A 24,079-nucleotide genomic window follows, 5' to 3' on the forward strand; every position below is an offset into this window, starting at 1 on the left:
TTTACGCCGGAACGTCATCCCTGTGTCTTTCCTACCAGGCACGACATGCCCTACGAGACGCAGCCACCACTGTCCCATTTTGAACATGGCGCGCTGAACGCCTGTCGCCTGATCGAGCGAGACCTCGGTTACAGGCCAGAGAAACGCCTGCATCACGCGCCCTATGCATTGCGCCGGAGCACCCTGCAGGAGATAGAAGACAGATATCCCGATCTGGTGAATGCCACGCGGGCACGCAAGTTTCGCCATCGGGAGGATATTCCCCTGGCGACCAGCATGCATGCTTACTATTGCCATGCGACAGGACGGGCAGAGTTGCGCGATATCCGCTGTCGTTACGTGGATATTGGCGATCCCCTGTTCCTGTTGTTGGTGCATCCCCTGTCGCCATTACGGAGAGGTAAATACCAGACCTGCTGCCTGAATGAGGTCAGGGCGATGAAGTTGTTCGGTGGATTACGCGATCGGATCGTTGTTCGACTTCTGGACAGGATGTTTAATTGACGGGGCGGCGTGCGGTTTGAGGCGCGACGTTCAGATGGGAGATAGTGTGGCAAAAAAAGTTCTTACATTCGGTACGTTCGATGTGTTTCACGTTGGTCATTTGCGTATCCTGGAGCGAGCGGCCGCGTTCGGAGATCGGCTGGTCGTCGGTGTGTCTACCGATGCCCTGAACGAAGCTAAAAAGGGGCGGCCTCCCGTCTACAGTGAAGGAGAGCGGTCGGAAATCATTCGGGCGTTGTCCTGTGTGGATGAAGTGTTTCTGGAAGAGTCGCTCGAATTGAAAGCGGACTACATCCAGCGCTATGGCGCCGACATATTGGTGATGGGTGATGACTGGAAAGGCAAGTTTGACCAGTTCAGTGATCTTTGTGAGGTTGCCTACCTGCCTCGCACGCCTGCGATTTCCACCACCGAAGTGATAGAAAAAATCAGGGTGTAGTGGTCCCGGCCAGCCTTAGCACGCGCGCAGATTGAAGCGCTGCCGCTCGTCCGCGAGTGTCTTCTGCATAGAGAGCATCGAGTATTTCGCGTTGCATGGCGCCGTAGCGAGCGGTGAACGTGCGGGGCTTGTCCAGAAACTCTTCCAGTGTCGCTACCAGTTCGGTCATTGTCGATGCGACAGCTCCCGCACGGTATTCGGGGCCCAGTGAGAATCCGTTTTTGAAGGGTGGGGGTACGTCGATAAACAGCATGGGTCGCTGCAGGCAAAGAAAGTCGAACGCGATAGACGACCAATCGCAAAGCAGTATGTCGGTGTCGGCCAGCAACGCCTCGGTGTCCGGATACGCTTTCTGTGGGCGGAACTCAACGTTGCTTAATCCCGTCTCCTGGATCTCGGCATTCAGGTGGCTGCGGATGATCAGTCGTGCCCCGTACGCGTCACAAGTAGCGGCGATGGCTCTAATAAAAGCCGCACCCTCGAGGCCGAAGGGAAACAGTTCACGGCCGGCATCGTCCTGGCGCCAGGTGGGCGCATAGAGCACGGTCGTCTGCTTGTCGGCGGGTCGGGCCTCGGCGCTGAATAGCTGATCCGTGCGGGCATAACCGAGACTGTGCACTTGCTGTTGCCTGAAACCGAAGCGTTGCACGTACAGATCTTCGAGCAGGGGCGAAGTCACCCAGCTCTCGTCATAGTGGTGTTGTAGCTTGAAGTCATCCGGTACGAACCCCTTGAAGGGAATCCCGTGCCAGACGTCGACAAATCGAATGTCAGTCAGGTGGACGAGGGGGAGCATCGCGTGCAGGCCATGATCGCTCACCAGCACGCGACACCTCACGAGTTGCAGCATGTCGAACAGGTTGGTGCAGGACAGCGTGCGGATGCCATCCGCCCTTAAGCGGTGAGCCTGCTGCCGGTCGAGGAGGAGGACACGCGGATCAACCTGGTCGCTGCAGTGGCTTGCCAGGTACTCGTAGATTGCCTTCAGGTTGCCGCCATACTGGTGGCCGTAGAGCGCAACCACCGGCCGTTTTGACCGTGGGGTGAGCCATCGCAGCGCTACGATCAGCAGCGAGAAACCGCCCTGCAGGGCCAGCATCAGCCAGTGATCGGGCCGTGTTTTGTCGATTTTCATGCGCGCGGAGCACCCTGTGGTTGGCCAAGCAGGGCGCTGATCGCTTGCTCAAGGGACGACTGGTAGTGCGGCCATGCATAGCGGCTCGCATGGTCCCGGCAGGCATCTGCGGTGAAGGTGGGTACTTGCAGATCCTGGATAATTGCATCGGCAAGTCCTTCGTAATCGCCGGCCGGTAGCAGGCGTCCGCTGCCTGCGCTGACCGCGTCGGCCACACCGCCAAGATCGAAGGCGAAGGTCGGTGTGCCGCTGGCTGCGGCTTCGACAGCGACCATGCCGAAACCTTCTACATCACCGGGAACCTCGACCAGTGGAAACACGTGGGCAGCGCTGCTGGCGAAGGCCAGCCACATATCATCGTCATCGACGGCGCCGACGAAGTGGATATGAGGCGCCAGCTGCAACGCCTCGACGGCCTTCAAGGTTTCTCCTTGGTCACCATTGCGGGTCAGGCCGTCACTGGGGTTTTCCCCCACGACGAGCATGCCCACTCCCTTGGTGGCCTCAAGTACACGCGGAAGGCCGTGCCTGAGGAAGTGCGACAGGCCCTTGCGCTTCGTCAGCCTGCCGGCAAACAGCAGGTAGCGTTCAAAGGGAATAGCGTGACGCTCCCTGAATGCTGCTATTTGCTCCTCGTCGAGGCCGGAGGGTAGATCGGTACCGGGATTGATCACGGTAATGCGCGCCGGTTGTACTCCCCGACCCGTTGCCAGCTGGCGAGTATTCTCACTGTTGGCGATGAGGTGGTCCGCGTTGCGAATGGAGGGCAGAAACAGCCACTGGTAGGGTTTGCTGTTAACGACCAGGTCGAGGCCGTGCAGGAAGATCAGCGATCTTGCGCCACACAGCCGTCTGGCCAGTGCAACCAGGGGCGCTGCAAGGCCGCTGCCGCCCACTATGAGCTCGAAACGATCGCGGCGGCAATGGCGCAGGACGTGGGCAAGGCCACTGGACATGAAGCCGGCGAGGGAGGATGGCGCCGTAAAAACGGTCGTGTCATCTGGCAGGTGCTGCTCGCAGCCAGCCGGGCCGATGACGGTGAGGTCGAGGTAGTGCCGCATGCCCAGGGCGGCATTCAGGATGAGCCGTTCCATTCCGCCGACAAGCGGCGGTAGATTCCGCGTAATCAGCAGAACCCGGGGTTTGTGAGGCTCAGTCCTGGCCATGTTTTGCCAGTACCCAGATGTGTGGTGTCAGCCAGGGCAGGCCTCGGGCCACGAAGTGGGCGAGACGGTGTTTCAGGCTGCCGGGAGGCAGCATATAGTCAACGCCGAATCGGGTGGGTTCTGCGATCACCCGTGCCGAGTAGTCGCTGAAATTGAAGGCTTCACACAGTTTGCGCAGCGCCCAATAGCTGACGTGCTTCTCGTGGTAGAAGTCGCCTTTGCCCGCGGCACGCAGGTAATAGTGTGCCATTGGTCTTGGGATGACCGACAGTAACGGTAGCTTGTGGTGGGGCTCCATATACATCAGGCGATTGTTGCCTGAGAAATAGCAGAAACCACCGGGCTTCAGGACCCGGTAGATTTCCCGAAACATCTGGCTGGCGTCCGGTACGTGTTCGTAGACATGCGAGCACACCACCACGTCGACGCTGGCATCGTCCTGCTCGAGCGCCATGGCATCGCCGGCGGCAAAGTGGAGGTTGGGTTTGGCGAAGGTCTCCCTGGCGTGAGCCATCGCGGGCTCATCAATATCGACGCCGAAGACAGTGCCGAAGTAGTCAGCGAGAAGGTTGTCGATAATACCGCTGGAACTGCCGACATCCAGGAGGGTGAGATCCGTGAGATCCTCACGTGCCAGGTAATCCTGGCACACTTTGAGTACGGTTCTCGCTTTGCGCTCGCGCCCCTCGGCATTGAACACGGAGGGTTTCAACGCCGAATAGTTGTACTGGTAATCCCGATCCATGTGCCTCTCACCAGAATTATTTTTGTATATGCACTAGCATCTGAAGCTAATATCCCCACCCCAGTCTAATCCGGTCTCCAGCGCATAATCGCGGTAACATACTGATATTGAAAATCAATTCCACGCCCCGAGTCCCAGATAAAAACGCTATATACCGTCTTGGTCGTAAATTGTCTCGAAATGGCCGCTAAGCCTAAGCAAAAATGATAACACCAATTGAGTTCGTGAAAGAGCGGTATAAACCTTTTCCGGGAAACTTGGAACAACGTATCTGGGGGGGGCAAAAAAGCGAACGCTACCACGAATCGCTCGGTAACCTGAAGCCAGCTAGTGTTTATTCTAGGCGCAGACAACAGATTCTCGATCAATGAAAGGAGATATTACTGAACACCTTGGCGACGCGTCCCAAGATGCTTTCTAAACAATCAGGCAGAGTTACAGGTCCAGATGAGCTGAAGCGTCTATTAAATGACGATGCAGCCTGAATGGAAAGTTATAACGACGCACAAATGATCACCCAAACCCTGCGATTTGACTGCATGCTGATCTCCTTTAGGCACTGACCCTTTGCAAACACGCAGGCACTTAGGTCAAGCAGCCCGAATGTACAGATATAAAGGATCACCATTATCGTAGAAATCAATAGTGTTATACTGCCCCCAACAAACAAGAATCATTTCACTCCCATGGAAAAACAAAATCTACCTGAAACCCTCGCGGACCGGCTGCAACGTTTGGAAACCGTCGTCAAAAATCTTGAGTCCGAAGACCAATCAATTGAAAAGTCGCTGGCAGAGTACGAAGAGGGAATTAATCTTATCCGTAAAGCTCAGGCTGACATCTCCAACGCAGAGCAAAAAGTTCATATTCTCGGCAATACCGCCTTTGGCGAAGAAGAAAGCTGATAGTGGCTGCTATAACTGTGCTTACCGCATTTATGCAAAAGTGTCGACTAAACCCGAAAGATCAACTCCCTCTTGATCTTCTAATCCCCGATCTGGCAGCAGTGTGCAGCTACGCATTGGAGGAAAGTGGCAAGCAAGTACGGCCGGCCCTAGCCTACCTTGCATTCTCGACAATAACACCCGGTTCGATCAACTTGGTCCCTGTCTCCGCTCTGGAACTAATCCACACCTACTCCCTAATCCACGACGACCTCCCCGCCATGGACGACGACGATATGCGTCGTGGCAAGCCCTCTCTTCACAAGGCTTTCGACGAAGCCACCGCCATTCTTGTGGGCGATGGCCTCCAGGCCCGAGCTTTCGAACTACTCGCCGATGCCCCGGATCTATCAGTAGAGCAAAAAGTGCGCATGATTAAAGTGCTCGCCCAAGCATCCGGTTTTGAGGGCATGGTCGGCGGCCAATACATCGACATTCAGGCCGTCGACTCCGACATGACCCTGGAAGAACTCCAGGCCATGCACGAGATGAAGACCGGCGCCCTCGTCCGCGCATCTCTCGCCCTGGGTGGCATTGCTGCCAATGGCACAGACGAGCAGTTGGCGGCGCTGGACGAGTACGGCAAGCACATCGGGCTGGCCTTTCAGGTTGTCGACGACATTCTGGATGTGGAAGGTGACGCGGAAGCGCTCGGCAAAACAGCGGGCAAAGACGCTGAAGCCAATAAACCGACTTATGTGAAACTCCTGGGTCTCGACGGCGCCAAAGCCGAGGCGAAGCGCCTGCTACAGGCAGCTATCGATGCACTGGAAATGTTTGGGGATTCAGCGGACCAACTCCGTGACCTGGCCCGATATATCGTGGAGAGGGATCGATAAGTGACTTTGGGGCGGCTTGCCCCCGACATCACCGAGTGAAGTAGAGAACAGACTGGGCCTAGCCCGTCTCATCCATCATATGCCCCAACTTCCCCGCCTTGGTGCTCAGATACTTCTCATTATGCGGATTCGCCCCGGTATGAAGCGCAATCCGCTCCACCACATTCACCCCGTGCTCTTCCAATGCTTTCACTTTACGCGGGTTATTCGTCATCAGACGCACAGCGGTGATATTCAGGTGGTGAATCATGGGCTTGAGAATGCTGTAATCACGCATATCCGCGCCGAAACCTAATTGCTCATTCGCCTCTACGGTATCCGCACCAGCATCCTGTAGCTTGTAAGCCTTAATCTTGTTCAGCAGGCCAATGCCGCGGCCTTCCTGGCGGAGATAGAACAGCGCACCCCTGCCCTCTTTGGCAATGGCCTCCAGAGCGGCATCGAGCTGGGGGCCGCAGTCACAGCGCATGCTGGAGAAGGCATCGCCAGTGAGGCATTCTGAGTGCACACGGGATAGCACGGGAGCGCCGTCGCCGACATCGCCCATGGTGAGGACAATGTGCTCCTTGTTGGATTCCACGTCCTCAAAGCCATGCATATCGAACACACCCCAGGCAGTGGGGAGGCGGGAGGATTCTACGTATCGTGCAACCAAAGGGGCGTATCCGTGCAAAAGGGCGCGTATTCTAACAGGTTTGGGGCAAGGGGCGCGAGGGTGTATCAGGGGCCCTTGGTGAGGGTCATAACCCCCTGTTTTTCTTCAATTTTAACATGTCTTAGCCAGGTCATGCCGAGCAGCACCGTAGAGGGCTGATCACCCTCCAGCACCGCGGCCTGCACGTTATTCACCTTGATGCCGCCCACATCCACGGCCTTGAGGTTCACCAGGTAGGCGCGCACATTGCCACTGGCGGTTTCCACCCGGGTGGGTGAGCCATCTTCAGCTTTCACACCTAGGCGCCGCGCCTCACCGAGGTTCATCGCCATCACATTGGCGCCGGTATCCACCAGCACTTCGGCCTGGCGGCCGTTAATGGTGGCGTTGGTGCGGTACTGCAACGAGGGGTTGATCTGAATGGTCACCACCTGCTCTGAGGGTGGCTGGTAGTTAGCGCCTACTTTGCGGGAGAGCCCCACCACGGTCTCATTGCCATCCACCTCGAGGGTGGCGGTGCGGGTGTAGACGGCGATCAGGGTCACGCCCTGAAAGGTCTGCCCCACCTTGACCATTTTGCGCTGGCCATCGACGTTGACCACGGCAGCATTGGGGGGCATCAGACCTTCAATCTCGATATGAGGGTCGGCAATCGTACGCAGGGGTGCACTTAGCAGGGCTGCTGCCAGCAGGATTGTTGCGAGCAAACGAATCACTGGATCCCCGCCTGCGCGGGGATGACGGTGTGAGCTATGTGCAGCACACCGCAGGCCATCAGCCCCGCCACAATGTCATCAATCATAATGCCAAGGCCGCCATCCACGCGCTTGTCCAGCCAGCCAATCGGCCAGGGTTTGGCGATATCGAAAATGCGGAACGCCACAAAGCCGGCCAGCATCCACACCCAGTCGGCAGGCAGCGCCCACATGGTCAGCCAGTAGCCGACGAACTCATCCCAGACAATGCCCGGATGATCGTGTACGCCCAACTCTTTGCTGGCCTTGTCGCAAATCCAGATGCCGGCAACAAAGGCCACTACGAGCGCTACGGTATACATCTCCAGGCTCAGGTGCGAGAGCAGCCAGAACAGGGGCACCGCGGCAATGGTGCCAAAAGTGCCCGGCGCCTTCGGCGCGAGGCCCGAGCCCAGGCCAAAGGCCAGGAACTGGATGGGAGACTTCAGCGGGTTTGGTGATATTGAATCGGGCATGATTTCCTGTGTCTGCATTTCCTGGATTCCCGCCTACGCGGGAATGACGAGGTCAAAAATGCTGGTAACCGGCGCCGGTGTCAATATCGGCATCGATCTGAACGCCCTCACCGGCCACGACCGTACCTATGCGCACGCAGCCCTCAGGCGCTGGCACACCTGTCGGCAGCGTGAAGCAAAGCTCGTAATCATCGCCGCCGTTAAGCGCCCAGGTGATGGCCCGCTCGCCGGCCTCTGCCAACGCAGGCGATACGGGCAACGCCGCGGATTCCAGCTCGATGGCTACGCCACTGGCAGCGGCAATATGCCCGGCATCTGCCAACAGGCCATCGGATATATCAATGGCCGCCGTGGCCACCGCCAGCAATTGCTGACCAAGGGCCAGGCGAGCGGTGGGCCGCTCGTGGCGTTCTACCAGATAAGCGGCGGCATCGCGGCTGGGGCGCCACTCGTCCTGCAGAAATGCCAGGCCACCTGCGGCATCACCCAGCGTGCCCGATACATACACCTCGTCACCTACCTGAGCGCCAGAACGCAGCAGTGCCTGGTCTACAGGCACTGCGCCCATTACCTGCACACTGACCGTGAGAGGGCCGCGGGTGGTATCCCCCCCACCAGGGGCAGTGAATATTCAGACACAGCCTCGGCCAGACCCTGGCTGAAACTGTGCACCCAGAATTCCTCAGCATCGGGCAAGGTCAGCGCTATGGTCATGCCCAGCGGGCGGGCGCCCATGGCAGCGAGATCCGATGCCGCAGTGGCAACGGCGCGGTAGCCGATAATTTCAGGGAAAGTGTCTGGCAGGAAGTGAACGCCTTCCACCAGGGTATCCAACGAGGTGATCAGGCGTTCGCCGGGTTCCAGCTTGAGGATGGCGCAATCGTCTCCCACGGACAGTTCGACGGCAGGGCCGGCGCCCAGGTGGGCGAAGTGGCGGTAGATTAAGTCGAATTCACTGGGCATGGGTTTGGGCCGCAGGGTTTCTGGATCCCGGCCTTCGCCGGGATGACGATGAGTGCGCCGAGATAGCGATGAATTCGCCGGGATGACGGTACGCTCGCAGGGATGACGATGAGTTGCCCCTGATCACAATGAGTTCGCCGGGGGCGATCTCAGACGCCGGTCTCAGCCTGGCGCAATTCCCGCGCGGCCTTGTCGAGCACACCGTTAATGTACTTGTGGCTTTCGCTGGCACCAAACTTCTTGGCCAGGGCCACGGCCTCGTTGATGGCCACCTTGTAGGGCACATCAATGCGCTCTTTGAGCTCCCAGATACCCATGCGCAACAGGGTACGCTCAATGGGGTCCAGGTCATCGATATTGCGGTCGAGCAGCGGCTCGAAAATCGCCTCGAGTTCGTCCACGCAGGTGGGCACACCGTGCAGCACCGCCTGGAAGTACTCCAGGTCAACGTGAGCGAAATCATACTCGGCCCGAAATTCCGCTTCGATATCGTTCAGCGGGGCGCTGGCCATGTACCACTGGTACAAGGCCTGCATTGCATAGTGCCGGGCCTTGCGGCGCTCCGCCGCCAGGGTGTTGTGAGGCTGCTTGCTCATTTAGTCGATCTTGCCCATCAGGCTGACCATTTCCAGGGCAGACATGGCGGCTTCTTCGCCCTTGTTGCCGGCCTTGGTACCGGAGCGCTCTACGGCCTGCTCAATGGTGTCCACTGTCAGTACGCCGAAGGACACAGGCACAGCGTACTCCATGCTCACCATGGCCAGGCCCTTGGTGCATTCGCCGGCCACGTATTCAAAGTGCGGGGTGCCGCCGCGAATCACGGCGCCGAGGGCGATGATGGCGTCGGTTTTGCCTTTGGCGGCAATCTGCTTGCACACCAGCGGAATCTCGAACGCGCCGGGTGCACGCACAATGGTGATCTGGCTTTTGCTCACACCGTGGCGGCGCAGGCAGTCCAGCGCGCCTTCCAGCAGGTGCTCTACCACGAAGCTGTTCCAGCGCCCAACCACAATGGTGTAGTCGCCTTTGCCGCTGGTGAAGTCGCCTTCGATGGTCTTGATGTCGTTCATGTTGGTTTCCTTGTCCGTTTAGTCGGCCTTGGGGCTGACGAAATCCAGCACCTCGAGGTCGAAACCCGAGAGCGCATTGTACTTGATTGGGGCGCCCATCAAATGGATTTTTCCCACCCCCAGGTCGCGCAGAATCTGGGAGCCCAGACCCACGGTGTTATACACGGCGCTACCGCTGCCGGCGGTAAATTCCTCGCCCAGCGCCATGTCGATGCTGTTCAGCAACTGCTCGGGCCCTTCTTCGCGGGCCAGCAGCACAATCACACCTTTGCCAGCCTCGGCCACGGTCTGCATGCAGCGGGCCATGCTCCAGGTGGGTTGGTCTTCGATCTCACTGCCCACCAGGTCGCGCAGGGCCGATTGCACATGCACCCGAACCAGCGTGGGTTCGGCCTCGCTGATATCACCCATGGACAGGGCCAGGTGCACGTCGCCAGCGGTCTGGTCGCGGTACGCGGTGAGGTTGAATTCACCGTGAGCGGTATTCACCTTACCTTCACGCACTTTGCGAATAGTGCGCTCGTTCACCATGCGGAAGTGAATGAGGTCTGCCACGGTGCCGATTTTCAGGCCCTGCTTGGCAGCGAACTCTACCAGCGCCGGGCCATCGGCCAGGGTGCCGTCATCGGTAAGAATGTCGGCAATCACTGCCGCAGGCAAAAGGCCTGCCAGGCGGGCGTAATCGCAGCCGGCTTCGGTATGGCCCGCGCGAGTAAGCACGCCACCCGGCAGTGCTTCCAGGGGGAAGATATGGCCCGGTTGCACAATATCGCCCGGCACCGCATGGGGCGCCACGGCGGCGTGCACGGTGCGCGCCCGGTCTGCCGCGGAAATGCCAGTATCGATACCGACTGTGGCTTCGATGGACAGCGTGAAGTTGGACTTCTCGCCCATGGCATCTTCCACCATGGGTGGCAGGTCGAGCTGGCGGCAGCGCTCCTCAGTGAGGGTCAGGCACACCAGGCCACGGGCCTTGCGGGCCATAAAGTTCACCTGGTCGGCATCCACGTGCTCGGCAGCTACCATTACCACGCCTTCATTGTGGCTGTCGGCATCATCGTCCAACAGCACTACCATGCGACCCTGGCGCAGGTCAGAAATCAGTTCATCAACAGTGTTTACTTGCATAGTCATTTTCACAATTCACAAAAGCCGGTGATCGGCTTCTGCTGTTATTTCAGGAATCCGTTTTCAGCGAGAGTGGCCATCGACAGCGAGCCCGCACCGGGCTTGGCCGCATCGTCGCCCTGCATCAGACGCTCGAGGTAGCGCGCAATCACGTCCACTTCCAGGTTCACCCGGGTGCCCGGCTGGTAATCGCCAAAAACCGTCTCTGCCATGGTCTGGGGGATAATGTTCAGGTCGAACTCGGCGCCATTCACCGCGTTCACCGTGAGGCTGGTGCCGTCCACGGTAATGCTGCCCTTGTGGGCAATGTAGCGGGCCAGGTCATCGGGGGCGCGGAGCACAAAGCGGATCGAGCGCGCATCCTCATGCAGGCTCACCACTTCACCCACGCCATCCACATGGCCACTCACAATATGGCCACCGAGGCGGCTGGCGGGTGTCAGCGCTTTTTCGAGATTAACCTTGGAGCCGGGCTTGAGATCGCCCAGCGTTGTAAAGTTCAGGCTCTCTACCGAGACATCGGCCCAGTAGCCGTCGCCGGGCAGTTCGATAACAGTCAGGCACACGCCATTGGTGCAGATGCTGTCGCCCAGAGCCACGTCGCCCAGGTCGAGTTTGCCGGTGTGAATGCGCAGGCGCAGGTCTCCCCCGGAGGGTTGCATCGCGGCAACTTCGCCAACGGCCTGGATAATGCCTGTGAACATAATCTACCTTCTCAAAAAACGTTAATCGCAGCCGAAAGCTGCAGTGCCTGGCGACCGGCTCGCGTAATGCGCTAGCCCGGTACGGCGGTGATGCGCCAGTCGCGGCCCACGGCGCGAATGTCTTCAATCAGCAACGGCACTTTCTGGGCCATGCGGTCCAGCGGCAATTGCAGCAGGGGCATGGCGTTACTGCCCATCAGGGTGGGGGCCATATAGATGATTAATTCATCCAGCAGTCCCGCCTGGAGCATGGCCCCAGCCAAATGGGGGCCAGATTCTACCAGAATTTCGTTGCATTGCCGCGTGGATAATTGGTCCAGCATGGTGGACAAATCCAGGCCCTGGCGGCCTCGTTCCAGGGGCAGCCACTCGGCGCTCGTGGCCTGTAGCGCCGGGGATGGGGTGATCGCAGCATCGTGGCACACCAATGTGGGAGCACTTCCATCCAACACTTTGGCATCAGCCGGCGTGCGCAGCCTGGAATCCATCACCACGCGCAGTGGCTGGCGCTGTGCTGCGAGCGCCGCTTCCTGTGCAGGCAGGCCCAGTTCTTCGGCGCGAACTGTGAGTGAGCAATCATCATCCAGCACCGTGCCGACCCCGGTCAGGATGGCGCAGCTCATGGCCCGCAGACGCTGCACGTCCGTCCGGGCATCGGGGCCGGTAATCCACTGGCTTTCGCCAGAGGCCATGGCCGTGCGGCCATCGACCGACATCGCCAGCTTGGCCCGCACTCGCCCACGGCCATGACGCATGCGCGACACAAATCCGGGAATCACGCGTTCGGCTTCCGCTTCCAGCAAACCGCACTCGACGGCAATACCTGCAGCGCGCAACTTTTCAAAACCATTGCCACCCACTATCGGGTTCGGATCCTGCATGGCCGCCACCACCCGGGTGACGCCAGCCGCAGCTAGGGCATCGGCACAGGGCCCGGTTTTGCCCACGTGGGAGCAGGGCTCCAGGGTGACATACGCTGTGGCGCCCCGGGCATCGCCGGCGGCTTGCAGTGCCTGCACCTCGGCGTGGTTGCCGCCCGCGGGCTGGGTATAGCCTTCGCCGATAATCTCGCCGTCGCGCACCAGCACACAACCCACATGCGGGTTGGGCTTGGCACTGTATTGGCCGCGCCGCGCCAGGGTCAGCGCGCGGGCCATCATGCGGGTATCAAATTCAGTGCTCATGGCGAGGAGCGGAATCAGTTGGCGGGTTCGTGGCTGGGCTCTGACTGCAAATCGTCGATGGCGGCCTTGAATTCAGAGATATCCTCAAAGCTGCGATATACCGAGGCAAACCGCACATAGGCCACCTTGTCGAGCTTCTTGAGGTTGTCCATCACCAGTTCGCCCAGCACCAGCGACTTCACCTCACGCTCACCGGTGGCGCGCAGGGCGTTCTTGATCTTGTGGATGACGGCCTCGATGTCTTCCACCGACACCGGGCGCTTTTCCAAAGCGCGGAGAAAGCCGGCACGCAGCTTGTCTTCATTGAAAGGCTCGCGCGTACCGTCCTGCTTGATCACCCGCGGCATCACCAGCTCCGCCACCTCATAGGTGGTGTAGCGTTCGGCACAACTCAGGCACTCGCGACGGCGACGCACCTGGTCCCCCTCGGCCACGAGGCGGGAATCAATCACTTTGGTGTCTTCAGCGCCACAGAATGGGCAATGCATATCAGCTCTCCCCTGCTAACTGCTTGAAGGATAACACAATTTAACAAAAACCCTGGGGTCAGGTCTTATTTTTCTGAAACAGCTGTTTCAGAAAAATAAGACCTGACCCCAGGGTTGTCTGAGGCGGGGTTACTTGTAGACCGGGAAGCGGGCGCAGACTTCCAGAACTTTGCCTTTGACTTCCTCAATCACCTGCTCGGAATTGCCGTTCTCCAGCGATTCAAGCACATCGCACATCCAGTGGGTCAGCTGTACGGTTTCTTCCGCGCCAAAACCGCGCGTGGTGATGGCAGGCGTACCTACGCGCAGGCCTGAGGTAATGAAGGGCGAACGGGGGTCATTGGGCACCGCGTTCTTGTTCACAGTGATGTTAGCCGCGCCCAGGGCCGCGTCTGCATCCTTACCGGTGTAAGCCTTACCGATCAGGTCCACGAGCATCAGGTGATTCTCGGTACCGCCGGAAACAATGTTAATACCGCGCTCGATAAAGGTTGCTGCCATGGCCTTGGCGTTCACCACGACCTGCTTCTGGTATTCCACAAACTCGGGGCTCGCGGCTTCCTTGAAGGAGACGGCCTTGGCCGCGATCACGTGCATCAACGGGCCGCCCTGACCACCGGGGAACACCGCAGAATTAAATTTCTTCTGCAGTTCCTCATTGGCCTTGGCCAGGATGATGCCGCCGCGGGGGCCGCGCAGGGTCTTGTGCGTGGTAGATGTGACCACATCGGCGTAAGGCACCGGGTTGGGGTAGACGCCAGCGGCGATCAGGCCGGACACGTGGGCCATGTCGACCATCAGGTAGGCACCCACTTTATCGGCGATCTCGCGGAAGCGCGCCCAGTCCATGACCTGAGAATAGGCAGAGAAGCCGGCGATGATCATCTTTGGCTTGTGCTCCAGCGCCAGGGCTTCTACCTGGTCATAATCCACCTCACCGGTGTCCGCATTCAGTCCATACTGAATGGCGTTGTAGTTTTTACCGGAGAAGTTGGGCTTGGCGCCGTGGGTCAGGTGGCCACCGTCGGCCAGGCTCATGCCCAGAATGGTGTCGCCGGGCTGAACCAGGGCCAGGAATACCGCGGAGTTGGCCTGCGAGCCCGAGTGCGGCTGCACATTGGCGTAGTCGGCGCCAAACAGGGCCTTGACCCGCTCGATGGCGAGATCTTCGGCCTTGTCGACATACTCACAACCGCCGTAATAGCGCTTACCTGGGTAGCCTTCAGCGTACTTATTCGTCAGCACAGTACCCTGCGCCGCGATGACCCGGGGGCTGGTGTAATTTTCAGAAGCAATCAGCTCGATGTGCTCCTCCTGGCGGCGCTCCTCTTCACCAATGGCGGCAAAGATTTCGTCGTCAAAACCCTCAATGGTCATGTTGCTGTCAAACATGCGTGTCTCCCGCAAAAAAATGGTGGGGTGGCCCCGATTGGAAAGGCGCGCATTTTAACGAAAAAGGCGCAGTTACAGAAGGTGGTTTGGGGAGAAATTGGCCTGCCTCGACTAAGGTCCAATTGCGCCTTCCAACGCTCTCGTCTATATCCTAAGGAGTGGCGCGGCGTTTGCATGCCTCGGCTAGACTAATAACTGTGGGGACACATGAACAAAAGCTGGAAATCCTACGACACCGGCCCATTTTTTGACGAACTGATCACCGACGCTGGCAAACCGCGCGTGGCGGCCCGCAGGGCTGTCAACCTGCTGCAGAAACTCAGCCGCGAAGAAATGGAAGCGCGCCGCAATGCCGCTGAGCTGGCGATCCGCGACATGGGCATCTCATTCACCATCTACTCCGAAGGCCAGAACATCGACCGCGCCTGGCCGTTCGATATCATCCCGCGAGTGATTGGCGGCCGTGACTGGAGCAAAGTGAGCCGGGCCTAGCCCAGCGCACCCGTGCCCTCAACGCCTTTATCGACGATATCTACAACAAGCAACGCATCCTCAAGGACGGCATTGTCCCCGCCGAGATCGTGCTGGATTCCGGCAACTACAAGCCCCAGTGCGCAGGCATTTCGCCCCGTTTTGGTGCATGGGCGCATGTCTGCGGCACTGATCTGGTCCGTGACAAGGACGGCAAGTTCTATGTCCTGGAGGACAACCTGCGGGTGCCGTCCGGCGTCTCCTACATGTTGGAGAACCGGGAGATTACCAAGCGCGTGCTCCCCGAACTGTTTGAGAATTACAGCATCCAGCCGGTGGACGACTACCCCGCCCAGCTGTATCGGACCCTGGCTTCTCTGAGCCCAAGGGAGCGCAAACGCCCCTGCATCGTGGTGCTCACCCCCGGGATCTACAACTCGGCCTACTTTGAGCACTCGTTCCTCGCACGGGGCATGGGGGCAGAACTAGTGGAGGGCACCGACTTGTTCGTCGACGACAATGACGTGCTGCACATGCGCACGGTGGACGGCCCCGAGCGCGTGGATGTGGTCTACCGCCGAATCGACGACGATTTCCTTGACCCGGAGGCCTTTAACGCCGACTCCGTTCTGGGAGTGCCGGGCATCATGCGCGCCTGGAAGAAGGGCAACGTGGCCATCGCCAACGCCCCCGGCGCCGGCGTGGCCGACGACAAGGTGGTATACGCGTTCGTGCCCGACATGATTCGCTACTATCTGAAGGAAAAGCCCGCCATCGCCTCGGTGAAAACCTATCTGTGCATGATCGAGAAAGAGCGCGACTACGTGCTGGCCAATCTCGACAAACTGGTGGTAAAGCCAGCCAACGAGTCCGGTGGCTACGGCTTGATGGTGGGGCCTCACTCCACCGCCAAACAGCGCAAGACCTTCGCCAAGCTCATTGAGGACAACCCGCGCAACTATATCGCCCAGCCAACCCTGTCACTCTCTACCGCACCCACTTATTGCGGCAACACCATAGAGCCGCGCCACCTTGACCTGCGCCCCTTTATTCTCTCGGGCCAAGATACCTGGGTCACCCCCGGCGGCCTCACCCGGGTGGCCATGGTGAAAGGGTCGCTCGTGGTCAACTCATCCCAGGGTGGCGGCAGCAAAGACACCTGGATCGTGGAGGGCTCCAAATGAGATTACTCTCACGCGTCGCGGAGCGCCTGTACTGGATGGCGCGCTATCTGGAGCGGGCTGAAGACACCGCCCGCCTGCTGCGCTCCCACACCCACATGATCATGGACATTCCAGAGGGCTCGGAGCCGGGCTGGGAGGTGTTGCTCAAAACCTTCAACGCCGACACAACTTTTGCCGAGCGCTACCGGGTGGCCAACGAAACCAATGTGCTGCGTTTCCTGATGGCCGAGCCCGATAATTCGGGCAGCATCGCGAGCGCGGTGCAGGCTGCGCGGGAGAACGTGCGCACCACCCGCGACGTTTTGCCCGCTGAAGTCTGGGAACACGTCAACGAACTCTATCTCTACACCCGCGAGAACGCCGACAAGTGTGTCGGCCGACGCAACCGCCACGGCTTCCTGGAGCAGGTGATCGGCCGCTGCCAGATGATCAATGGCCTAATGATGACCACGCTATGCCGTGACCACAGCTATCGGTTTATCCGTATCGGCAACCTGCTGGAACGGGCCGATATGACCACGCGCGTACTCGATGCCGGCGTGGGGTCACTGATGAACGAAGAGCGCAACCCCAGCACTGCAGATCCACTTATCTGGGCTAGCGTGCTGGACTCCCTTTCAGCCCACGAAACCTACCGGCGCACGATCGGCCCACTGGTGGAGCGGTCAGAAGTGGTAGACTTCATCTTTCGCGACGGCAGCCTACCCCGCTCGCTTAAATTCTGCCTCGGCGGTATTCGCGAGGACCTGGCGCCACTGCAGAACAGCCGCCAGGCACTCAAGATTATCGACCGTTCGCGGCGCAGCCTGGCACGGTTTGATCCGCACTCGGCAGGCCGAACCGACACGCACAGATTCATCGACAAATTCCAGGGAAACCTGCTGGAGCTCGGTGCCGAGATCAGCCGCACCTGGTTCCACAGCGAAACCGATTGAAACTCACCGCCGGAGCGGTAACTAAGCAATGACTATCCGTGTAGCCATCAACCACCGTACGTCCTACAAATTTGACCGGGCGGTGAACATGTCGCCGCACACCGTGCGCCTGCGCCCGGCGCCGCACTCGCGCACGCCGATCCACAGCTACAGCCTCAACATCAAGCCGCAAGAGCACTTCATCAACTGGCAACAGGACGCCTTTGGCAACTACCTGGCCAGGCTGGTATTCCCAGAGAAATGCACCGAGTTCGAAGTGGATGTGGAAGTGATCGCCGACATGACGGTGATCAATCCCTTTGATTTCTTTGTTGAAGAATATGCCGAGAACTATCCCTTCGAGTATCCAGAGCAGCTGAAAAAAGAGCTGCAACCCTACCTGGAAATAGAGGACTTTGGCCCGCTGTTCGATGAGCTGGTAGCCGGGGTCGACCGATCAGAGACCGCGATCAACGACTTTCTGGTGGCGGTGAATCAGGATCTGGAACAAAAGATCGAATATCTGGTGCGCCTGGAACCGGGTGTACAAACCCCGGAAGAAACCCTGAAACTCGCCAAGGGCTCCTGTCGCGATTCTGCCTGGCTGCTGGCCCAGTTGCTGCGCCACCTGGGCCTGGCCACGCGCTTCGCTTCAGGCTACCTGGTGCAGCTTGAGCCGGACGAAAAATCACTGGACGGCCCCTCCGGTGCAGACGAGGATTTCACCGACCTGCACGCCTGGTGTGAAGTCTTCCTGCCCGGCGCCGGCTGGGTAGGCATGGACCCAACCTCGGGCCTGTTCGCGAGCGAGGGGCATATTCCTCTCGCCTGCACACCGCACCCCGTTTCCGCCGCGCCTATTGTCGGGGCAACCGATGAGTGCGAGGTGAAGTTTGATTTCAGCAACACGGTCACCCGGGTGCTCGAAGACCCTCGCGTCACCAAACCCTATACCGAGGACCAGTGGCAACACATTCTCGCCCTGGGCAAATCCGTGGATGTCCTGTTCGACAACAACGATGTCCGTCTGACCATGGGCGGCGAGCCCACCTTCGTGTCGATCGACGACATGGAGTCCGAACAGTGGAACACCGATGCGCTGGGCGAAGACAAACTGAGCCTGGCGAAAACCCTGCTGCTGCGCCTGCGCGACCAGTTCGCACCGCAGGGGCTGCTGCACTACGGCCAGGGCAAGTGGTACCCGGGCGAAGAAGTACCGCGCTGGGCCCTCGGGGTTTTCTGGCGCAAAGACGGCGAGCCACTGTGGCAGGACAACAGCCTGCTCGCCCGGGTCGATAAGGATTACCAACGCGACGCCAAGGACGCCGTCAAGTTCGGCCGCAAGCTGTGCGACCTGCTCGGTCTGCCGCGCGGCAGCAGCCAGCCCGCCTACGAGGACGGGTTCTACTACCTGATGCAGGAGCAGAACCTGCCCAAGAACATCGACGTGTTATCGCACAAGGTGGAGAACGACCTGGACCGCCGGCGCCTTGCGCGCCTGATCGAACGCGGCTTCAGTGTGCCTACCGGCCTGGTACTGCCACTGGAACGCAACACCGGCTGGCCCATTGCCGAAAAAACCTGGCGCTCCAGCCTGTGGCCGATGAAACGGGAGCGCATCACCCTGATCCCCGGTGACTCGCCCATGGGCCTGCGTCTGCCACTGGCTGACCTGCCGGAGCTGGCAGAGAAGATCGACAGCTACCAGCACCCCCGAGACCCGTTTGAGACCCGCGATGAACTGGCCCCACGCAAGGACATGACTTTTCAGGAGAGCGCGGGTGAAAACGCCGACGAGCCACTGGAAGAGCCGGAATACGAGCAGGTGGTGCGCACCGCCATGTGCATCGAGGCCCGCGACGGCCGGCTGTGCGTGTTCATGCCGCCTCTGGAATACCTGGAAGACTACGTCGAACTGATCGCCGCGGTGGAGGAAACCGCCAGCGCCCTGAAAATGCCGGTACTGATCGAAGGCTACGAGCCGCCGAAAGATCCGCGTATGCAAAAACTGCTGGTCACCCCCGACCCGGGCGTCATCGAAGTCAATGTACATCCGTCCAATAATTGGGACGAGCTTGTGGCCACCACCACCTCACTCTACGAGGAGGCCCGCCAGTCGCGCCTGTCCACCGAGAAATTCATGCTGGATGGCCGCCACACCGGCACCGGCGGCGGCAATCACATCACCCTGGGGGGGCCACGCCGGCAGACAGCCCAATGCTGCGCCGCCCGGATCTGCTGCGCAGCCTGATCACGTTCTGGCAGCACCACCCCAGCCTCAGCTATCTGTTTTCCGGCATGTTCATCGGCCCCACGTCCCAGGCACCGCGTGTCGACGAAGGCCGCGACGAGATGCTCTACGAACTGGAAGTCGCCTTCTCACAGATGACCGAGGGCGAAGTGCCTCAGCCCTGGCTGGTGGACCGCCTGCTGCGGAACCTGTTGATTGACGTCACCGGCAATACCCACCGGGCAGAGTTCTGTATCGACAAACTCTACTCCCCGGCAGGCCCTGCCGGGCGCCTGGGTATTCTCGAATTCCGCGGCTTCGAAATGCCGCCCCACCCGCGCATGGCCCTGGTCCAGGCGCTGCTGCTGCGCTGCCTGGTAGCGCGCTTCTGGGACAAACCCTATCGCGGCCAGCTGGTACGCTGGGGCACCGAGTTGCACGACCGCTTCATGCTGCCCCACTACCTCTGGGAAGACATGAAATTCGTGGTCGACGACCTGCGTGAACACGGTTTCGCGTTCGACCTCGACTGGCTGTTGCCGTTCGAGGAATTTCGTTTCCCCCACTACGGCCGGGTCATGCTCGACGGTGTGGAGCTGGAACTGCGCTGGGCAGTGGAGCCCTGGCATGTACTGGGGGAGGAAACCACCAGCTTTGGCACCTCACGCTATGTAGATTCGTCCGTGGAGCGCTTGCAGATCCGCTGTACCGGCATGACCGATGGCCGCTACGTGGTGGCCTGTAACGGCCGGCGGGTACCCATGCGCCCAACAGGTGTACACGGCGAATACGTCGGCGGTGTGCGCTACCGGGCCTGGCAGCCGCCCTCGGCACTGCACCCCATGATCGGTGTGCATGTGCCACTGACGTTCGATCTGATCGACAGCTGGAACGGCCGCTCCCTCGGGGGCTGCAGCTACCATGTCTCCCACCCCGGTGGGCGCAGCTACGATTCCTTCCCGATCAACGCCTTCGAGGCCGAGTCGCGGCGGATCAACCGCTTCGACACGGTCAGCCACACCCAGGGGCCGTTCATCCCCCAGCCCGAGGTTTCAGCGCTGCGCGAGTTCTTCCCCAACGACTCGGTGCCGCGCCCAATGGAGCCGCCTCCGGAGGAACCGGCCGGCGAGTACCCCTATATTCTCGATATGCGCAGCCCCGCACCGCGCTAGCCCCGGACAGCGGGATTGCGTATATTAACCGGCCGATTTTTCGCCCCCTGCGAACAGGACAAGCCACGCAATGATTTCCAAGCAACCGCCCAGCCCCCAGTCTGGCCAATCGCAGGTACAAACCCTGCATTCGGCCCTGGACTACCCGGCGCCCGGCGGTCTGCTGGATGAGACCCGCGACGCCGACGGCGCGTTAAAGCCCGGCTGGGATTACCTGCTGGGTGCGGTGCGCGACCTTGGGCCCGAGGTCATGCGCAATCGCGAGGAAAAGGCTCGCCGCATCCTCCGCGACGACGGCGCCACCTACAACATATACGGCAAACCCGGCAGTGCCAGCGGCAGCTGGGAGCTGGACCCGGTTCCCTATATCATTAGCAGCGACGACTGGTCCCAGATCGAAACGGGCCTGCAGGAACGCTCAGAGCTATTCAACCTGATCCTGCGCGATCTCTATGGGCCTCGCACCCTGATCCGCCACGGCGCCCTCCCTCCGGAGGCACTGTTCAACCATGGCGGCTTCCTGCGCGCCTGCCAGGGTGTCCAGCTGCCCGGTGATCACGAGCTAATCATGCACGCGGTGGACATGGTGCGCCGGCCGGATGGCTCGATGTGTATCTTGTCCGACCGCACCCAGGCGCCCTCGGGCTCAGGCTATGTGCTGGAAAACCGCACAGTGATGTCGCGGGTTTTCCCCAGCCTGTACCGCGACAGCCATGTGCACCGCATCGCCAGCTTCTACCAACGGCTGCGCCACAAACTAACCTCACTCTCGCCCTCTGGCGATCTGCCGCGGGTGGCCCTGCTGACACCCGGCGCGCAGAACGAAACCTATTTCGAACACGCCTACCTCGCCAACTATCTCGGTTTCCCGCTGGTGCAAAGCGGCGACCTGGTCGTGCGCAACGGTTTCCTGTGGATGAAATCCCTGGACGGCTTAAAACGAGTCGACGTGCTGCTGCGCCGGGTCGACGATGTCTACTGCGACCCGGTGGAACTGCGCCCGGATTCACAACTCGGTGTGCCCGGGCTGCTGGAAATCGTCCGCAGCGGCCGGGTCGTGGTCTGCAATCCGCTCGGCAGTGGCGCACTTGAAAATGCGATTTTGCTGAAATACCTGCCGGGTATTGCCACGCTCCTGCTGGGCCGCGACTTACGCCTGGATACGGTGAAAACCTTTTGGGCCGGCGATGAAGCCGATCTCGCCCACATCACTCGCAACATCGACAAGTTGATCATCAAACACGCCTGGCGCGGCAGTGGCGAGAACAGCGCCTTCGGTGGCGACCTCAACGAGGAGCAACGCACCGCGTTGCTGGCGCGAATCCATCACAGCCCCTTCGACTACGTTGCACAAGAGAAGCTCGACAAACCCTACACGCCGGCCTTCAACGGCTACAATCTGGAACCACGGCCAACCCTGCTGCGCACCTTTGCGGTGGCTACCGACAGCTCCTATACCGTGCTGCCGGGCGGCCTCACCCGTATCGGCACCTCGACTAACGGCCAGCTTATCTCCATGCAGGAAGGCAGCCCTTCCAAGGACACCTGGGTCATCGCCTCCGAGCCAGAGCGTGAGGTGACGACAGAGGCCAGCATCGACAGCCTGCGCCTGGCCCAGGAATCGCCGGTGGACAGCCTGCCCAGCCGGGTGGTGGAAAATCTGTACTGGATGGGCCGTTACGCCGAGCGTGCGGAAGCCTCAATGCGCCTGCTGCGCACCGTGTTCGTGATGCTCAATGGCGAGGACCGCATCACCCCGGATGCCACACGCATCCTGCTGGAAACCGTTTCGCAGATCACTTACACCCTGCCGGGATTCACCGCGGCCACCCCCGAGCAACTGGCCAATCCGGAAGAAGAACTGCTGGAGATCATCAGCGACGGCAACCGGGTGGGCAGTGTGCGTTCCACCATCAATTCCCTGCTGCTGGCGGCCGACGAATCCAAGGAGTTACTGTCCACTGACACGATCCGGGTCATCAACGACCTGCAGGACGCTCTGGACAACCTCGACGCAGACCTGTCCGGCGGCCTGGCCTCGGCGCCGGAAGAAGCCCTTGACCCGCTCGTGACATCCCTGGCAGGCCTCGCGGGCCTTACCCAGGAATCCATGATTCGCGGCGTAGGCTGGCGGTTCATGGACATGGGCAAGCGCATCGAGCGCTCGTTGCAGACCATTGCCACCGTGCGCGGCCTGCTCTCGGAAGCGTGTGGAGAGACCGAACAGGCGACCCTGCTGACCGCCATGCTTACATCGATGGAAGCGCTGATCACCTACCGCCGACGCGGGCGCCAGCAACGCGGCCTGGAGTTGGGTGCCGATCTGGTCCTGCTGGACCGCACCAACCCGCGCTCGCTGCTATTCCAGATGGAACGCCTGCAGGAACACCTCGCCGAACTACCGAATGCCGAGCCATTGGCGGGTGAACTCGACGAAGAGAACCGCTGCCTGCTGGAGGCCATGACCACCCTGCAATTGACCCGCGTGCCGCATCTGCTGCAGGTCGCGGGCAAGCGCCGCCCTGAGGTGGAGACCTTGATGACCCAGCTGGCCGGGCTGCTGCGCGAGTTCAGCCGCTTTATCAGCGACAAACACTTCGACCATCGCAGTGGCCCAAAGCAGCTATTCACCAACACGCGGAGTGGCAGCTGATGCGGTATAAGGTTCGCCACACTACCCGCTACAGCTACCCGGCCCGGGTAACCTCCTGTTACAACCTGGCCAATGTGCTGCCGCGAGACACGCGGCGCCAGCGCTGCCTGAACAGCAATGTCACGGTGTCGCCGATGCCGGCGGTGAGCCGCTCGCGCACCGACTACTTCGGCAACCACGCCTACCAGTTTGAGATCCAGAAGGCCCACAAGGAACTGGTGATTACCGCCGAGAGCGAGATCCAGATTTCAGAAGCGCAACCGGATCTCAACCTGGACTTCGGCATCTCCTATGCCCAGGCCCTGCACTACATGCGCAGTAACCGCTCGCACCACGCGCTGGAAGCGCGCGAGTACCTGCTGAACTCGCCGATGATTGCTGCGACTGAAGAACTGACCAACTACGCCCAACCCTCATTCGTCCCTGACCGCTCACTGAAGTCCTGTGTGGCGGAGCTGACCACCCGCATCTTCAGCGACTTCACCTATGACCCGGAGTTCTCGACCATTGCCACGCCCCTGAGCGAGGTACTGGAACACAAACGCGGTGTCTGCCAGGACTTCGCCCACCTGCAGGTAGGTTGCCTGCGCGCCGTAGGTATTCCCGCCAAGTATGTGTCCGGTTATATCGAGACGCTGCCGGCGCCGGGCGAGGAAAAGCTGGTGGGCGCAGATGCCACCCACGCCTGGGTTGCCTACTTCTGCCCGGACGAAGGTTGGCTGGAGTTCGACCCCACCAATGACACTGCCGCCCAGACCCAACACATCGTCACCGCCTACGGCCGCGACTTCCTCGACGTGACGCCGGTAAAGGGTGTGATTTTCGGCGGTGGCAGCGCGCCGGCGCTAGACGTCTCGGTCGACGTAAGCCGGGTCAGCGAAGACTAAAA

22 protein-coding genes and 2 pseudogenes are annotated in these 24,079 nt (G+C 60.2%); 9 read left to right on the forward strand and 15 right to left on the reverse strand.

Translation table 11 applies throughout. From position 1 onward, the window contains the following. Positions 1-45 precede the first annotated feature (45 nt). A complete protein-coding gene (locus BST95_RS00005; RefSeq protein WP_084197640.1) occupies positions 46-504 on the forward strand; it encodes a stealth conserved region 3 domain-containing protein in 459 nt (152 codons plus the stop codon). A 46-nt stretch (positions 505-550) separates the two neighbouring features. Next, a complete protein-coding gene (locus BST95_RS00010; RefSeq protein ID WP_229801895.1) occupies positions 551-943 on the forward strand; it encodes an FAD synthase family protein in 393 nt (130 codons plus the stop codon). Here BST95_RS00010 and BST95_RS00015 read toward each other — a convergent pair. The 3 genes from BST95_RS00015 to BST95_RS00025 are packed head-to-tail and all read right to left on the reverse strand — an operon-like array spanning position 933 to position 3,989. Then, a complete protein-coding gene (locus tag BST95_RS00015) occupies positions 933-2,078 on the reverse strand; it encodes a CDP-glycerol glycerophosphotransferase family protein (RefSeq protein ID WP_084197642.1) in 1,146 nt (381 codons plus the stop codon). The genes BST95_RS00010 and BST95_RS00015 overlap by 11 nt on opposite strands. Further along, complete coding sequence (locus BST95_RS00020) at positions 2,075-3,172, reverse strand: glycosyltransferase family 4 protein (protein ID WP_169843795.1); 1,098 nt, start codon at positions 3,170-3,172, stop codon at positions 2,075-2,077. Before BST95_RS00020 ends, BST95_RS00015 begins: the two co-directional genes overlap by 4 nt. 58 nt (positions 3,173-3,230) lie before the next feature. Next, the gene (locus BST95_RS00025; protein ID WP_084197644.1) at positions 3,231-3,989 is read right to left on the reverse strand and encodes a class I SAM-dependent methyltransferase; all 759 of its coding nucleotides are present in this window, start codon (positions 3,987-3,989) and stop codon (positions 3,231-3,233) included. A 686-nt stretch (positions 3,990-4,675) separates the two neighbouring features. Here BST95_RS00025 and xseB point away from each other — a divergent pair. Together xseB and BST95_RS00035 are read left to right on the forward strand one after the other, a co-directional pair. Beyond that, positions 4,676-4,894 carry an exodeoxyribonuclease VII small subunit gene (gene xseB / locus BST95_RS00030; RefSeq protein WP_084197645.1) on the forward strand — a complete coding sequence of 73 codons (219 nt, stop codon included), beginning with the start codon at positions 4,676-4,678 and terminating at the stop codon, positions 4,892-4,894. A 32-nt stretch (positions 4,895-4,926) separates the two neighbouring features. Then, positions 4,927-5,772 (forward strand): polyprenyl synthetase family protein, encoded by an 846-nt coding sequence (locus tag BST95_RS00035; protein ID WP_084200999.1) that lies wholly within the window; start codon positions 4,927-4,929, stop codon positions 5,770-5,772. A 58-nt stretch (positions 5,773-5,830) separates the two neighbouring features. Here BST95_RS00035 and ribA read toward each other — a convergent pair whose 3' ends face one another. From ribA to glyA, 12 genes are all read right to left on the reverse strand, one after another. Then, positions 5,831-6,427: a GTP cyclohydrolase II gene (ribA, locus tag BST95_RS00040; protein ID WP_084197646.1), complete on the reverse strand. Its 597-nt coding sequence runs from the start codon at positions 6,425-6,427 to the stop codon at positions 5,831-5,833. Between the two features lie 65 nt (positions 6,428-6,492). Continuing rightward, positions 6,493-7,143: a retropepsin-like aspartic protease family protein gene (locus tag BST95_RS00045; protein ID WP_084197647.1), complete on the reverse strand. Its 651-nt coding sequence runs from the start codon at positions 7,141-7,143 to the stop codon at positions 6,493-6,495. Next, the gene (locus BST95_RS00050; protein ID WP_229801897.1) at positions 7,140-7,655 is read right to left on the reverse strand and encodes a phosphatidylglycerophosphatase A family protein; all 516 of its coding nucleotides are present in this window, start codon (positions 7,653-7,655) and stop codon (positions 7,140-7,142) included. Before BST95_RS00050 ends, BST95_RS00045 begins: the two co-directional genes overlap by 4 nt. Positions 7,656-7,689: 34 nt before the next feature. Beyond that, the gene (locus BST95_RS20200) at positions 7,690-8,196 is read right to left on the reverse strand and encodes a thiamine-phosphate kinase (protein WP_240500235.1); all 507 of its coding nucleotides are present in this window, start codon (positions 8,194-8,196) and stop codon (positions 7,690-7,692) included. Positions 8,197-8,204: 8 nt separating this feature from the next. Continuing rightward, positions 8,205-8,600, reverse strand: coding sequence for an AIR synthase related protein (locus tag BST95_RS20205; protein ID WP_240500236.1), 396 nt, complete (start codon positions 8,598-8,600; stop codon positions 8,205-8,207). A 149-nt stretch (positions 8,601-8,749) separates the two neighbouring features. Then, a complete protein-coding gene (gene nusB, locus BST95_RS00060) occupies positions 8,750-9,196 on the reverse strand; it encodes a transcription antitermination factor NusB (protein WP_084197648.1) in 447 nt (148 codons plus the stop codon). After that, positions 9,197-9,670, reverse strand: coding sequence for a 6,7-dimethyl-8-ribityllumazine synthase (ribH, locus tag BST95_RS00065; RefSeq protein WP_084197649.1), 474 nt, complete (start codon positions 9,668-9,670; stop codon positions 9,197-9,199). 18 nt (positions 9,671-9,688) lie between these two features. Beyond that, positions 9,689-10,798 carry a 3,4-dihydroxy-2-butanone-4-phosphate synthase gene (gene ribB, locus BST95_RS00070; protein WP_084197650.1) on the reverse strand — a complete coding sequence of 370 codons (1,110 nt, stop codon included), beginning with the start codon at positions 10,796-10,798 and terminating at the stop codon, positions 9,689-9,691. Between the two features lie 44 nt (positions 10,799-10,842). Continuing rightward, the gene (locus tag BST95_RS00075) at positions 10,843-11,502 is read right to left on the reverse strand and encodes a riboflavin synthase (RefSeq protein ID WP_084197651.1); all 660 of its coding nucleotides are present in this window, start codon (positions 11,500-11,502) and stop codon (positions 10,843-10,845) included. 71 nt (positions 11,503-11,573) lie between these two features. Next, positions 11,574-12,686 (reverse strand): bifunctional diaminohydroxyphosphoribosylaminopyrimidine deaminase/5-amino-6-(5-phosphoribosylamino)uracil reductase RibD, encoded by a 1,113-nt coding sequence (gene ribD, locus BST95_RS00080; protein WP_084197652.1) that lies wholly within the window; start codon positions 12,684-12,686, stop codon positions 11,574-11,576. Between the two features lie 14 nt (positions 12,687-12,700). Next, positions 12,701-13,174 (reverse strand): transcriptional regulator NrdR, encoded by a 474-nt coding sequence (nrdR, locus tag BST95_RS00085; RefSeq protein WP_066059638.1) that lies wholly within the window; start codon positions 13,172-13,174, stop codon positions 12,701-12,703. A 129-nt stretch (positions 13,175-13,303) separates the two neighbouring features. After that, on the reverse strand, positions 13,304-14,566 hold the full coding sequence (gene glyA / locus BST95_RS00090) for a serine hydroxymethyltransferase (protein WP_084197653.1): 1,263 nt from the start codon (positions 14,564-14,566) through the stop codon (positions 13,304-13,306). 207 nt (positions 14,567-14,773) lie between these two features. On the opposite strand from glyA, the pseudogene BST95_RS00095 reads away from it, so the two are divergent. The 5 genes and pseudogenes from BST95_RS00095 (at position 14,774) to BST95_RS00115 (ending at position 24,077) form a co-directional block, all read left to right on the forward strand. Continuing rightward, a pseudogene (locus BST95_RS00095) lies at positions 14,774-16,221 on the forward strand (circularly permuted type 2 ATP-grasp protein). Next, on the forward strand, positions 16,218-17,156 hold the full coding sequence (locus tag BST95_RS00100) for an alpha-E domain-containing protein (RefSeq protein ID WP_084197654.1): 939 nt from the start codon (positions 16,218-16,220) through the stop codon (positions 17,154-17,156). The pseudogene BST95_RS00095 and the gene BST95_RS00100 overlap by 4 nt, the downstream one beginning before the upstream one ends. Before the next feature lie 28 nt (positions 17,157-17,184). Further along, positions 17,185-20,537, forward strand: a pseudogene (locus tag BST95_RS00105) (transglutaminase family protein). A gap of 70 nt (positions 20,538-20,607) precedes the next feature. Then, positions 20,608-23,190, forward strand: a complete 2,583-nt coding sequence (locus tag BST95_RS00110) for a circularly permuted type 2 ATP-grasp protein (protein WP_084197655.1) — start codon at positions 20,608-20,610, stop codon at positions 23,188-23,190. Further along, positions 23,190-24,077, forward strand: coding sequence for a transglutaminase family protein (locus BST95_RS00115; protein ID WP_084197656.1), 888 nt, complete (start codon positions 23,190-23,192; stop codon positions 24,075-24,077). The genes BST95_RS00110 and BST95_RS00115 overlap by 1 nt, the downstream gene beginning before the upstream one ends. Positions 24,078-24,079: the final 2 nt, after the last annotated feature.

The sequence above is a fragment of the Halioglobus japonicus genome, from assembly GCF_001983995.1.
In the GTDB taxonomy this organism is placed as follows: Bacteria; Pseudomonadota; Gammaproteobacteria; order Pseudomonadales; family Halieaceae; genus Halioglobus; species Halioglobus japonicus.